This is a genomic window from Streptomyces sp. NPDC001515 (assembly GCF_053597115.1).
Genome location: NZ_JBSFHN010000002.1, coordinates 269,550 through 281,770, shown reverse-complemented (window position 1 = coordinate 281,770; position 12,221 = coordinate 269,550). Strand labels below are relative to the sequence as shown.

General features: G+C 75.3%; 10 protein-coding genes. 1 reads left to right on the top strand and 9 read right to left on the bottom strand.

The genetic code is table 11. The features are described 5' to 3' along the window. Positions 1–46 precede the first annotated feature (46 nt). The 9 genes from ACWCXC_RS04855 to hisD form a co-directional block, all read right to left on the bottom strand. A complete protein-coding gene (locus ACWCXC_RS04855; protein WP_450680981.1) occupies positions 47–1,375 on the bottom strand; it encodes a PucR family transcriptional regulator in 1,329 nt (442 codons plus the stop codon). A gap of 365 nt (positions 1,376–1,740) precedes the next feature. Next, positions 1,741–4,695, bottom strand: coding sequence for a LuxR C-terminal-related transcriptional regulator (locus tag ACWCXC_RS04850; protein ID WP_450886637.1), 2,955 nt, complete (start codon positions 4,693–4,695; stop codon positions 1,741–1,743). A gap of 210 nt (positions 4,696–4,905) precedes the next feature. Then, positions 4,906–5,661: an imidazole glycerol phosphate synthase subunit HisF gene (gene hisF, locus ACWCXC_RS04845; RefSeq protein ID WP_450680979.1), complete on the bottom strand. Its 756-nt coding sequence runs from the start codon at positions 5,659–5,661 to the stop codon at positions 4,906–4,908. A gap of 34 nt (positions 5,662–5,695) precedes the next feature. Then, on the bottom strand, positions 5,696–6,421 hold the full coding sequence (gene priA, locus ACWCXC_RS04840; RefSeq protein ID WP_450680978.1) for a bifunctional 1-(5-phosphoribosyl)-5-((5-phosphoribosylamino)methylideneamino)imidazole-4-carboxamide isomerase/phosphoribosylanthranilate isomerase PriA: 726 nt from the start codon (positions 6,419–6,421) through the stop codon (positions 5,696–5,698). Continuing rightward, positions 6,421–7,062, bottom strand: coding sequence for an imidazole glycerol phosphate synthase subunit HisH (hisH, locus tag ACWCXC_RS04835; protein WP_450680977.1), 642 nt, complete (start codon positions 7,060–7,062; stop codon positions 6,421–6,423). The genes priA and hisH overlap by 1 nt, the downstream gene beginning before the upstream one ends. An 11-nt stretch (positions 7,063–7,073) precedes the next feature. Then, entirely contained in the window at positions 7,074–7,241 is a 168-nt protein-coding gene (locus tag ACWCXC_RS04830; protein WP_450680976.1) for a hypothetical protein, read from the bottom strand. Then, a complete protein-coding gene (hisB, locus tag ACWCXC_RS04825; RefSeq protein ID WP_037786278.1) occupies positions 7,238–7,834 on the bottom strand; it encodes an imidazoleglycerol-phosphate dehydratase HisB in 597 nt (198 codons plus the stop codon). Before hisB ends, ACWCXC_RS04830 begins: the two co-directional genes overlap by 4 nt. Next, a complete protein-coding gene (locus ACWCXC_RS04820) occupies positions 7,831–8,982 on the bottom strand; it encodes a histidinol-phosphate transaminase (RefSeq protein WP_450680975.1) in 1,152 nt (383 codons plus the stop codon). Before ACWCXC_RS04820 ends, hisB begins: the two co-directional genes overlap by 4 nt. Beyond that, positions 8,979–10,301: a histidinol dehydrogenase gene (gene hisD / locus ACWCXC_RS04815; protein ID WP_450680974.1), complete on the bottom strand. Its 1,323-nt coding sequence runs from the start codon at positions 10,299–10,301 to the stop codon at positions 8,979–8,981. Before hisD ends, ACWCXC_RS04820 begins: the two co-directional genes overlap by 4 nt. 188 nt (positions 10,302–10,489) lie before the next feature. On the opposite strand from hisD, the gene ACWCXC_RS04810 reads away from it, so the two are divergent. Beyond that, the gene (locus ACWCXC_RS04810) at positions 10,490–12,091 is read left to right on the top strand and encodes an oxidoreductase (protein WP_450680973.1); all 1,602 of its coding nucleotides are present in this window, start codon (positions 10,490–10,492) and stop codon (positions 12,089–12,091) included. The last annotated feature ends 130 nt before the right edge of the window (positions 12,092–12,221 follow it).

Below are 12,221 nucleotides of genomic sequence, written 5' to 3'. Positions count from 1 at the left end.
CCCGGCGCGGTGCGGGGCGGCCCCCGGCGGGGCGCGCGGGGCGGCGTTACGTGGTCAGCAGGCGGCGGGCGGCCAGGGCGAGGGAGACCTCCACGGCGTCCGAGGGGCGTGTGAGGCAGCGGCCGGTGAGCTGTTCGAAGCGGCGGAGGCGGTTGAGGACGGTGTTGCGGTGGCAGTAGAGCCGGGCGCCCGCCCGCTGCGCCGAGCCGTCCGAGTCGAGCCAGGCGGTCAGGGTCTCGATGAGCACCTCGCGGTCGGCCGGGTCCAGTTGGTCCAGCGGCCCCAGGACCCGGGCGGCGAGGGCCGAGCCGAGGTCCGGCGAGGAGACGACGAGGGCGGCGGGCAGATGCTCGTCGAGCAGGACCACCCCGCCGCCGGCCGGGCAGGCGCGCAGCGCGGTCTCGGCGCGCCGCCGGGCGCCCCCGAGGGCCGCCAGCCCCTCGACGACGGAACCGACCCCGACCCGGGCCCCGGCCGGGACGGACAACCCGTCGACCAGGGCGGCGAGCCGGGCCTCGGCGTCGGAGGCGTCGGGGAGGGTGCCGGGCGCCGCGAACGGGTCGGGGTCCTCGGGGCGGCCCAGCGGCAGGATCGCGAATTCGGCCTCGGGGCCGGGGTGCCAGAGCACATCGGTCCCGGCGGGCAGGGCGAGCGGCGGGCACGCGGTGCCGTGCGGGGCGCGGCGGGCGGCGGCCACCGCGAGCACGGCGTAGCGGCCGCGTTCGGGGAGGCCCAGCATCGCGGCGGCGTCGGGGAGTTCGGCGATCTGGGCGGTGCCGTCCAGCAGCGCGGCCGTCATCAGGCGCTGCCGGTTCTCGCGCCGCCAGGCGAGCCGGCGCTCGGTGCGGCGGTAGGCGTCCGCGACGACCCCGCAGTGCTCGTCCACGAAGTTCCAGACGTCGGCCGCGACATGGACCAGGAGCCGGACGTCCTCCGGGTGCCGGCGTCCCGTCTCGTCGACGAGGTCCTGCCAGACCATCGCCCCGCCCAGCCGGAAGGCGTGCAGGACGGCGTCGAGCGGCAGGCCCTGCTCGGCGCGGACCTCGCCGATGCGTCGGGAGGTGCGGTGGGCGGCCTCGCGGAACTCGCGGGGCTGGATGAGCGAGGCGACGTTGTGGCGCAGCGAGTGGTGCACCTCCTGCCAGATCTCCGCCGCGTCGGTTTCGAGGGCCGACCGGTAGGCGGGTTCCCGTTCGCGCAACGCCTCCACGAGCCGGTCCGTCAGCTCGGGCAGCGCCTCCACCAGCGCGCGGGCGGCCCGGTGCAGTACGGCGACGGCCTCGCGATCGGCCAGCGAACGGAAGCGGCGCGGCATCGGCGCGGCGGGGGGCGGCCCGTGCAGCGCCCTGACCCGTGAATGTACGACCTGCGGCATGGCGGCCTCCACCGGGATTCGGCCGGCTCGGAAACGGCCGGCTCCGGTTGGCCCAGCCCGGCGTTGGGCATGAGCACACCGAATCATCCTGACGTCCGCAATATGGCATACCGGCCGGTCGGTACCTAGGGGTCTGCGGCCTCCTTCTCATCACGGTCCTGCAACCTCCGGACAACACGGCCGCTCCCGGGGCCCGGTCACACCGCCCGGCCGGGCCCGGGGACGCGGGCCCGAGCGGGTCCGGTCACGCCCTTCGGCCCGGCCGGGTCACGCCGCTCGCCGCGGCCCGCTCCCCCGCCCGGCCGGGCCCGGTCCTTCCGCTCGGCCGGGCCCGGGGCGCCGCTCCCCCGGGGCCGGTACGGTCCTCAGTGGCCCAGCACCCGGGCGAGTTCGGTGCGCGAGCGCACTCCGAGGGCGGCGAAGACATTGCGCAGGTGGTGGTCGACGGTCCGGGTGCTCACCGAGAGCCGGAGCGCCACCTCGCGGTTGGTCGCCCCCTCGGCCACGCAGCGGGCGATCCGGGCCTGTTGCGGGGTGAGCGCGGTCAGCGGATCCGGGCCGCCGTGCGCGGCCGGGGCCTCCACGGCCTCGCCGGCCGCCCGCAGTTCGCCGCGCGTCCGGTCCGTCCAGGCCCGCGCGCCGCACCGTTCGAACCCCACCAGGGCGTCCCGCAGCGGCTCCCGGGCCTCCCTGGTACGGCGCCGCCGGCGCAGCCACGCCCCGAACAGCAGCTGCGTCCGGGCGCGTTCGAAGTCGCCGCCGGCGCGGTCGTGATGGGTCAGCGCCTCCGCGTAGCGGCCCGCCACGTCCCCCGGCGCGGCCAGTAGGGCGCGGCAGCGGGCCAGTTGGGCGGGGACCTGGGGGTCGGTGGTCCTGGTCGCCCAGACGGCGAACTCCGCCACGGCGTCGGCGACCGGTCCGCCGCCCGCCGCCCGGTCCGTCCGGCCGGCCAGCACGGACGCCTCCACGTAGCAGGGCACGGCGAGCATCCGGGTGGCGAAGTGGCCGCGTCGGGGGCCGGGGCGGACGAGGGGGTCCAGCCGGGCCGCGGCCTCGCCGCAGCGTCCGGCCGCCAGTTCGGCGCGGGCCAGGGCCCAGGTGGCGAGGGTGGCGGCCTGGGCGAGCCCGTGCGGCCCGGCGCCCGCCAGCGCCGCCTCGGCATGGCCCGCGCACTCCTCGGGTCCGCTCTCCACAGACGCGGCGAGGGCGAGGACGGCGTGCAGATGGGAGGCGGCGTTCGGCTGCCCGGTGCGGGAGGCGGCGCGCAGGCCCTCCCGCGCGTGGGCGCGGGCGCGGGCATGCCGGCCGGCCCGCAGCTCCGCGTACGCCAGATGCTCCAGAGCCTGTGGCAGCAGCGCCTCCATGCCGGTGGCCCGTACGGCGGCGAGCGCCCTGGCCCCGCACCGGCAGGCGGCCTCCAGATCGCCCAGTACCAGCGCCGAGACCGCGCCGCGCAGCAGCGCCACCGGGTCCCCCGTCCCGCCGGAGTCCTCCAGACAGCGCCGCAGCAGGGTCCGCCCCTCGGTGAGACGGCCCCGCAGCAGGGCGCAGATCCCGTCGCGGTACGGCCCGAGCGCCGGGTCGGCGGCGACGGGGGCCCGGCTCAGCGCGTCCAGGTACGCCAGCGCGTCCCCCATCGCCCAGGCGGCCTCGGCGGCGGCCAGCCGGGCCTCCAGGGCGCGTCCCGGATCGGCCGGGGCGAGGAGGTCCGCCGCGGTCAGCAGCGCCTGATGGGCATCGGCGGCCGGCCCGTCGTGCAGGGCCAGCAGCCCCCGTACGAGATGGGCTCCGCCGTGCGGCGTCCGGGCGCCCACCCGGGCGAGCAGCGCGCGGGCCCGTCCGGCGTCCCCGGCGAGCCGCGTCTGCTCGGCGGCCGCGACGAACCGTCCCGCCCGCACCCCCTCGTCGGTGGTCAGCCGCGCGGCACGGGCCAGCGCCGCCGCCCGCTCCCCGTGCGGGCGCGGGGCCGTGGCCGCCGCCTCCAGCGCGTCGGCCAGCCCGTCGTCGGGCCCCTCGGCGGCACACGCCCACTGCACGAGCGCGGGCAGAGCCGCCGCGCCGGCGACGGGGCGCGCGGGGGCGGGTGACGCCCAGGCGCGGGGCGCGGGGGCCTGCCGGGCGGGGACGGCCGCCGCCGCGACGGGCGCGGCCCGGCCGGCCCACCCCCGGACGGCCGGAACGGAGGAGCCGCCCGGCGCCGGGGCGGCGGAGCCCCTCGTGCGGTCCGCCGGCCGCCGGTCGGGCCGGGGGCGGGGGGCCAGCAGGGCGGCGAGGAGACCGTGGGCGGCGCGGAGGTGGCGGGGGGAGGCGCGGTGGAGGACCGCGCGGCGCAGCAGGGGATGGCTGAAGTGGACGCGGTCGCCGGCCCGTTGGAGGGCGCCCGCGGTGGCGGCGGGGGTGCGCAGGGCGAGGTCCGGGGCGGTGGTGCCGAGCCCGGCGGAGGCGGCGGCGCGGAGCAGGAGGGCGGTGTCGGCCCCGGTCCCCTCCGGTTCGTGCTCATGGGCCGCGGCGGCGAGCAGCAGCAGGGTGCGGGTGTGCGGCGGCAGGGCGTCGAGGCGGGCCGCGTGCGCCTCCAGGACGTCCTCGGCGCCCGGCAGCGGCCAGGGCAGCGCGGTGCGGCCGGCGAGCTGGCCGGGGGTGAGCCGGGCGGTGAGACCGGCGAGCAGCCGGGGGTTGCCGGCGGCCTCCCGCAGCAGTTCGCCCCGGACCACCGGATCCACCGGGTCCGTACCGCCCTCGGCGCCGGTGAGCCGGTCCAGGAGGGCCGCCGCCGCGTCGTCGTCGAGCGGTCCGAGCCGCAGCGCGGGCAGCCCGGAGAGCCCCGCCTCCTCCCCGGCGCCGGCCAGCACGGCGACCCGGCTGCCCGCGCCGAGTCGGCGGGCCGCGAAGACCAGCGCGCCGCGCGACCGGGCGTCCCAGGCGTCGGCGTCGTCCACGCAGACCAGCAGCGGCCGGTCAGCACCGAGTCCGCGCAGCAGGGAGAGCAGCGCGGCGGGGGCGATGCCCTCGCGCAGCAGGCGGTCCGGGGCCGACGGGAGCGGGCCGGGTGCCGAGCAGAGCAGGGCGTGCAGTCCGCTGAAGGGCAGCCGCCGCTCCGCGGGGTCGGCGGTGGCGTACAGGACGGGTCCGGTGTGCCGGTCGCGGTGGAGGGCCGCGGCCCTCTCCAGCAGGGCGGTGCGGCCGGTCCCGGGCAGCGCGGTCAGCACCAGCGCGCCGCCGTCCCCGTGCCGCAGACGTGTCAACAGGGTGTCGATGATGGCGAGTTCACCGCTGCGGCCGTACAGCCGGAGCGGACTGCGGACGGTCGTCGAGGGAGTCACGTCCGGCACGTTACTTCCGCGTAAACAGGGCCGGAAGACATGCGTCCGCCGCCGCGTCCCGGGTCCCGGCTTGCGGTGCGCGCTCCCAGGGCGGAGGTCGTACGGCTGTGCGCGCGCACAACGGGGCGCGGTCCGCGCCCGGGAGCCGGCGACGGGGCCGCACCGCCCGAGCGGCACGGCCCCGTCCCCCGGCATCCGGCCGGGCGTGGATCAGCGGACCGGGTGACCGGCCTCCCCGAGGGCGCCCTTGACCTCGGAGATCCGCAGATCACCGAAGTGGAAGACGGACGCGGCGAGCACCGCGTCGGCCCCGGCGTCGATGGCCGGCGCGAAGTCCGCGAGCCGGCCCGCGCCGCCGGAGGCGATGACGGGGACGGTCACGTGCGCGCGGACGGCGGCGATCATCTCGGTGTCGTAGCCGTCCTTGGTGCCGTCGGCGTCCATCGAGTTGAGCAGGATCTCGCCCGCACCCAGGTCGGCGGCCCGGTGCGCCCATTCGACGGCGTCGATGCCGGTGCCCTTGCGACCGCCGTGCGTGGTGACCTCGAAGGTGCCGGCGGGGGTGCGCCGGGCGTCCACGGAGAGCACCAGCACCTGGCGGCCGAAGCGCTCGGCGATCTCCCGGAGCAGCTCCGGGCGGGCGATGGCCGCCGTGTTGACGCCGACCTTGTCCGCGCCGGCCCGCAGCAGTCTGTCGACGTCGTCGGTGGTGCGGACGCCGCCGCCGACGGTGAGCGGGATGAAGACCTGCTCGGCGGTGCGGCGGACCACGTCGTAGGTGGTCTCCCGGTCGCCGCTGGAGGCGGTGATGTCGAGGAAGGTCAGCTCGTCGGCGCCCTCGGCGTCGTACAGCTTGGCCATCTCGACGGGGTCGCCGGCGTCGCGCAGGTTCTGGAAGTTGACGCCCTTGACGACGCGGCCGTTGTCCACGTCGAGGCAGGGGATGACACGTACGGCCAGGGTCATCGGGCACCTCCCCGGCGCGCGGGTGCGGACGCGGTCATGCGGAGACCGCCTCCAGCGCCTCTTCCAGGGTGAACGCCTTCGCGTACAGCGCCTTGCCGACGATCGCGCCCTCCACGCCCTCGGGGACGAGCGAGGCGATGGCCCGCAGGTCGTCGAGGGAGGAGACGCCGCCGGAGGCGACGACGGGCTTGTCGGTGGCGGCGCAGACGTTCTTCAGCAGCTCCAGGTTGGGGCCCTGGAGCGTGCCGTCCTTGGCGATGTCGGTGACGACGTAGCGGGCGCAGCCCTCGGAGTCGAGGCGGGCCAGCGTCTCGTAGAGGTCGCCGCCGTCGCGGGTCCAGCCCCGGCCGCGCAGGGTGGTGCCGCGCACGTCGAGGCCGACGGCGATCTGGTCGCCGTACTCGGCGATGACCTTGGCGACCCACTCCGGGGTCTCCAGGGCCGCGGTGCCGAGGTTGACCCGGCGGCAGCCGGTGGCGAGGGCGGCGGCGAGCGTGGCGTCGTCGCGGATGCCGCCGGAGAGCTCCACCTTGATGTCCATGGCGCCGGCCACCTCGGCGATCAGCGCCCGGTTGTCGCCGGTGCCGAAGGCGGCGTCCAGGTCGACCAGGTGCAGCCACTCGGCGCCGGAGCGCTGCCAGGCCAGGGCGGCCTCCAGCGGGGAGCCGTAGGAGGTCTCGGAGCCGGACTCGCCGTGTACCAGGCGGACCGCCTGGCCGTCGCGGACGTCTACGGCGGGGAGCAGTTCAAGCTTGGGCATTACAGCGTCTCGATCCAGTTGGTCAGCAGCTGGGCGCCGGCGTCGCCGGACTTCTCGGGGTGGAACTGGGTGGCCCACAGCGCGCCGTTCTCCACGGCCGCCACGAACCGTTCGCCGTGCGTGGCCCAGGTGACCCGGGGGGCACGGATCTTCGGGTTGGTGACGTCGAGGCTCCAGTCGTGCGCCGCGTAGGAGTGCACGAAGTAGTAGCGCGCGCCGGCGTCGAGGCCGGCGAACAGCTGGGAGTCCTCGGGGGCCTCGACGGTGTTCCACCCCATGTGGGGGACGATGTCGGCCTTGAGCGGGCCGACGGTGCCGGGCCACTCGTCCAGGCCCTCGGTCTCCACCCCGTGCTCGATGCCGCGCTCGAAGAGGATCTGCATGCCCACGCAGATGCCCATGACGGGGCGCCCGCCGGCGAGCCTGCGGCCGATGATCCATTCGCCGCGGGCCTTCTTCAGCCCCTCCATGCACGCGGAGAACGCGCCGACGCCGGGCACGAGGAGCCCGTCGGCGTTCATCGCGGTGTCGAAGTCGCGGGTGATCTCGACGTCCGCGCCGACGTGCGCCAGGGCGCGTTCGGCGGAGCGGACGTTGCCGAAGCCGTAGTCGAAGACGACGACCTTCTTCTTGGTGTCCATGTGCGTGCTCCTCAGTCCCAGAGTCCCTGGATCCGCATGACGCCCGCGACCAGGCACATCACGGAGGCCAGTCCGAGCAGCACGATGACGCCCTTGGGCATGCCCTGCTTGGCGAACGAGTAGACCCCTCCGGCCAGGAAGAGGCCGACCAGGATCAGGACGGTGTTCAGGCCGGTCACAGCGCGCCCTTCGTGGAGGGGAGGATGCCGGCGGCGCGCGGGTCGTGCTCGCTGGCGTAGCGCAGGGCGCGGGCGAGCGCCTTGAACTGGCATTCGACGATGTGGTGCGCGTTGCGCCCGTACGGGACGTGGACGTGCAGGGCGATCTGCGCCTGGGCGACGAAGGACTCCAGGATGTGCCGGGTCATCGTCGTGTCGTAGGCGCCGATCATCGGCGCCATGTTCTCGGGCTCGGTGTGCACCAGGTAGGGGCGGCCGGAGAGGTCGACGGTGACCTGGGCGAGCGACTCGTCCAGCGGGACGGTGCAGTTGCCGAAGCGGTAGATGCCGACCTTGTCGCCGAGGGCCTGCTTGAAGGCGGCGCCCAGCGCGAGGGCGGTGTCCTCGATGGTGTGGTGCGAGTCGATGTGCAGATCGCCGTCGGTCTTGACCGTGAGGTCGAACAGCCCGTGCCGGCCGAGCTGGTCGAGCATGTGGTCGTAGAAGCCGACACCGGTCGCGACATCGACCTTGCCGGTGCCGTCGAGGTTGATCTCGACGAGCACGGACGTTTCCTTCGTGGTGCGTTCCACGCGGCCTACGCGGGGGCTCATGCGTCGTGCTCCTTCTTGGCGTTCTCTGTTTCAAGCGTGCGGACCGCGTCGAGGAAGGCGTCGTTCTCCTCCGGGGTCCCCGCGGAGACCCGCAGCCATCCCGGTACGCCGTTGTCCCGGACCAGGACGCCCCGGTCGAGGATCTGCCGCCACGCGGCGTGGCTGTCGGCGAAGCGGCCGAACTGGACGAAGTTGGCGTCCGATTCGGTGACCTCGAAGCCGGCGGCCCGCAGTGCCGTGACGATCCGGTCGCGCTCGCTCTTGAGCTGCGCGACGTAGCCGAGGAGCGTGTCGGTGTGCTCCAGGGCGGCGAGCGCGGTGGCCTGGGTGACGGAGGAGAGGTGGTACGGCAGCCGGACCAGCTGCACCGCGTCGACCACGGCGGGGTCGGCGGCCAGGTAGCCGAGGCGGAGCCCGGCGGCGCCGAACGCCTTCGACATGGTGCGCGAGAGCACCAGGTGGGGGCGGCCCTCGATCAGCGGGAGCAGCGAGGGGTGGTGGCTGAATTCGCCGTACGCCTCGTCCACGACGACCATCGACGGCTTGGCGGCCTGCGCGGCCTCGTACAGGGCGAGGACGGTGTCCGCGTCGACGGCGGTGCCGGTGGGGTTGTTGGGGGAGGTGATGAAGACGACGTCGGGGCGGCGCTCGGCGATGGCCGCGCGGGCGGCGTCGACGTCGATGGTGAAGTCCTCGTTGCGCGGTCCGGAGATCCAGCCGGTGCCGGTGCCCCGGGCGATCAGGGCGTGCATCGAGTACGACGGCTCGAAGCCGATCGCGGTGCGGCCGGGCCCGCCGAAGGTCTGCAGCAGTTGCTGGAGGACCTCGTTGGAGCCGTTGGCCGCCCAGACGTTGGCGGCCTCGACCCGGTGCCCGGCGGTGCGGGTGAGGTAGCGGGCCAGCTCGGTGCGCAGCTCGACGGCGTTGCGGTCGGGGTAGCGGTTGAGGTGGCGGGCGGCCTCGCGGACCCGTTCGGCGATGCGGTCGACGAGGGCGTCGGGCAGCGGGTAGGGGTTCTCGTTGGTGTTGAGCCGTACGGGCACGTCGAGCTGGGGCGCTCCGTACGGGGACTGGCCGCGCAGTTCGTCGCGCAGGGGCAGGGCGTCCCACGGGTTGGCCGTGGGGCCGCCGGCGTTGCTGTTCGTCACTGCTGGGGAACCTTCCACCCGAACCTGGCCTTGAGCGCGGCGCCGTGGGCGGGGAGGTCCTCCGCCTCGGCGAGGGTCACCACGTGGTGGGTGACCTCGGCGAGCGCGTCGCGCGTGTAGTCGACGATGTGGATGCCGCGCAGGAAGGACTGCACGGACAGGCCCGAGGAGTGGCAGGCGCAGCCGCCGGTGGGCAGGACGTGGTTGGAGCCGGCGCAGTAGTCGCCCAGCGAGACGGGCGACCAGGGGCCGACGAAGACCGCCCCGGCGTTGCGGACGCGGTCCGCGACGGCGGCGGCGTTCTCCGTCTGGATCTCCAGGTGCTCGGCGGCGTACGCGTCGACGACCTTGAGACCGTCCTCCAGGTCGTTGACCAGGACGATCGCGGACTGGCGGCCGGCCAGCGCGGGCTCGATGCGGTCGGCGACGTGCTTGGTCGCGGCGACCTGCGGGACCAGCTCGGCCTCGGTGGCGGCGGCCAGTTCCTCGGAGTCGGTGACCAGGACGGCGGCGGCCATCGGGTCGTGCTCGGCCTGGCTGATCAGGTCGGCGGCGACGTGCACCGGGTCGGCGGTGGCGTCCGCGAGGATCGCGATCTCGGTGGGCCCGGCCTCGGCGTCGATGCCGATGCGGCCCTTGAGAAGGCGCTTGGCGGCGGCGACGTAGATGTTGCCGGGGCCGGTGACCAGGTTGACCGGCAGGCAGTCCCCGGTGCCGTACGCGAACATCGCGACGGCCTGGGCGCCCCCGGCGGCGTAGACCTCGTCCACTCCGAGCAGGGCGCAGGCGGCCAGGATCGTGGGGTGCGGCAGTCCGCCGAACTCCTTCTGCGGCGGGGAGGCGATGGCGACGCCCTCGACGCCGGCCTCCTGGGCGGGCACCACGTTCATCACCACGGAGGACGGGTACACCGAACGTCCGCCCGGCACGTACAGCCCGACGCGCTCGACCGGGACCCACTTCTCGGTGACGGTGCCGCCGGGGACGACCTGGGTGGTGTGCGTGGTGCGGCGCTGCTCGCGGTGGACGAGGCGGGCGCGGCGGATCGACTCCTCCAGGGCGGCGCGGACGGCGGGATCGAGCCCGTCCAGGGCGGCGGCGATCGCGTCGGCGGGGACCCGGATCGTTTCCAGCCGTACGCCGTCGAGCTTCTCCCCCCAGTCGATCACTGCCGCGGAGCCACGATGGCGTACGTCGTCGCAGATCGGCCGCACCGTCTCCAGGGCGGCTTCCACGTCGAACTCGGCACGGGGCAGCAGGTCGCGCAGGGCGCCGCCCTCGGGGAGGGCATCGCCGCGCAGATCGATTCGAGAGATCACACCGCAATTCTCGCAGACCGGCTCCGACGCCCGGACGCCCGTATCACTGGCTGATACATGCCCTGGCCGTCACGGCTGACTATGAGCGTTCACACAGTCACGCAGAGGGAATAACGGGATTACGGCCGACCGGAACCGGAGGGACCGCGTCCCCCGCCGGCCGGCAGCTCCGAACGAGAGGGGCGTCGGTGACCGAACCGCACGACGGGGATTTCCCGGACGACCTCAGCGCTGCCGAACTGGGCATGTGGCAGTCCTTCCGGACCGGGACCACCTACGACCTGCGCGCCCGCGACGGGGTGCGCGACGATCCGTTCGCCCCGCAGGGCTGGGGCGCCGAGCGCAGTGTGGAGGCCCGGGTCGTGGCCCGGCTGCTGCTGAACGGCCCGCAGCCGCGGCCGGGCCGGGTGGCGGCGCTGAAGCTCCGCGGGGTGAGGATCACGGGACGGCTGGACCTGGCCGGCGGCCGCGTCGATCCGTACGTGGAGATGACGGGCTGCCGGTTCGACGAGGAGGTCCTGCTGCCCGAGTGCCACTTCACGACCCTGCGGATCGTGGGGTGCGCGATGCCCCGGCTGGAGGCGGCGCGGCTGCGCACCGAGGGCGATCTCCATCTGCCCCGGTGCCGGGTGGAGCGCGGGATCCGGCTCACGGACGCGCAGATCGGCACGGATCTGCTGCTCAACCAGATCGACATCGGCCCGGACCGGCAGGGGCGGGCGCTGCTGGGCGACGGCCTCTCGGTGGGCCAGGACCTCCAGGCGGAGATGGTCGAGACGCTCGGGGAGCTGAGCCTGCGCGGGGCGAAGGTGGGCGGTTCGCTGAGCCTGCGGGGCAGCCGGCTGCGGGCGGCGCAGGGCCGGCGCGCGCTCAACGCCCCGCAGCTGAGCGTGGAGCGGACGCTGTACATGAGCGAGGCGTGGGTGAGCGTGGACACGGGCAACCTGGGCACCACCCCGCCGTACGGCATCTCCTCCTCCCCCACCCCCGCGCACGGCACCCGGCCGCAGGTCTTCCGCTGCCGGGGCGGGGTGCGGCTGGACGACGGCCGGTTCGGCGACGCGGTCGACCTGCACAAGGCGGTGTTCCGGCTGGCGGACCGCGAGGAGCTGTCGCTGCGCCGGATCGCCGTCCCCGAGCTGCGCTTCAACCCGGAGCGGCCCGCGCGCGGCCGGGTGGTGCTCAACGGGGCGAGGGTCGTCACGCTGATCGACGTGTCGAGCAGCTGGCCGGGGCCCGGCGGGCTCGCGATGGGCGGTTTCGTCTACGAGAACCTGGTGCCGTACGGGCACTTCCCGCTCGCCCGGCGGCTGGAATGGGTGGCGGCGGCGACCCCGGAGTACGCCCCGGAGCCGTACGAGCGGCTGGCGGCGGTGCTGCGGTCCAGCGGGGAGGACTCGGACGCCCGCGAGGTGCTGCTGGCCAAGCAGCGCCGGCGCCGGGAGACCCTGCCGCCCGCCGCGAAGCTCTGGGGCTTCCTCCAGGACTGGACGGTGGCGTACGGCTACCGGCCGGGGCGGGCCGCGCTGTGGATGGCGGTCCTGTGGGCGACGGGCGCGCTGGTCTTCTCGCGGTACGAACCGGCGGCGATCAAGGGGGAGGAGCACCCGGAGTGGAACCCGGCGCTGTACGCGCTGGACCTGCTGGTGCCGGTGATCAATCTCGGCCAGGACGGCTACTGGCGGATGGAGGGCGGCTGGCAGTGGCTGGCCGCCGTGCTCGTCCTGCTGGGCTGGATACTGGCCACCACGGTCGCCGCCGGGGCCACCCGTCTGCTGCGGCGCGGCTGATTCTCCGGAGCCCCGTCCGGTGCGCGCTCCGAGGTGAGGGCCGTTCGCCCCGGCGGACGGCCTACGCCCCCGGAACAGCCGGATCAAGCCAAAATCCACCCCATTCCTTTACTCTTTCTTGGCTATGGGC

What these genes read in the sequence shown, in the direction of transcription:
- hisH (WP_450680977.1), bottom strand. Translation starts at nt 7,062, where the DNA reads ATGGACACCAAGAAGAAGGTCGTCGTCTTCGACTACGGCTTCGGCAAC.
- priA (WP_450680978.1), bottom strand. Translation starts at nt 6,421, where the DNA reads ATGCCCAAGCTTGAACTGCTCCCCGCCGTAGACGTCCGCGACGGCCAG.
- ACWCXC_RS04855 (WP_450680981.1), bottom strand. Translation starts at nt 1,375, where the DNA reads ATGCCGCAGGTCGTACATTCACGGGTCAGGGCGCTGCACGGGCCGCCC.
- hisB (WP_037786278.1), bottom strand. Translation starts at nt 7,834, where the DNA reads ATGAGCCCCCGCGTAGGCCGCGTGGAACGCACCACGAAGGAAACGTCC.
- hisF (WP_450680979.1), bottom strand. Translation starts at nt 5,661, where the DNA reads ATGACCCTGGCCGTACGTGTCATCCCCTGCCTCGACGTGGACAACGGC.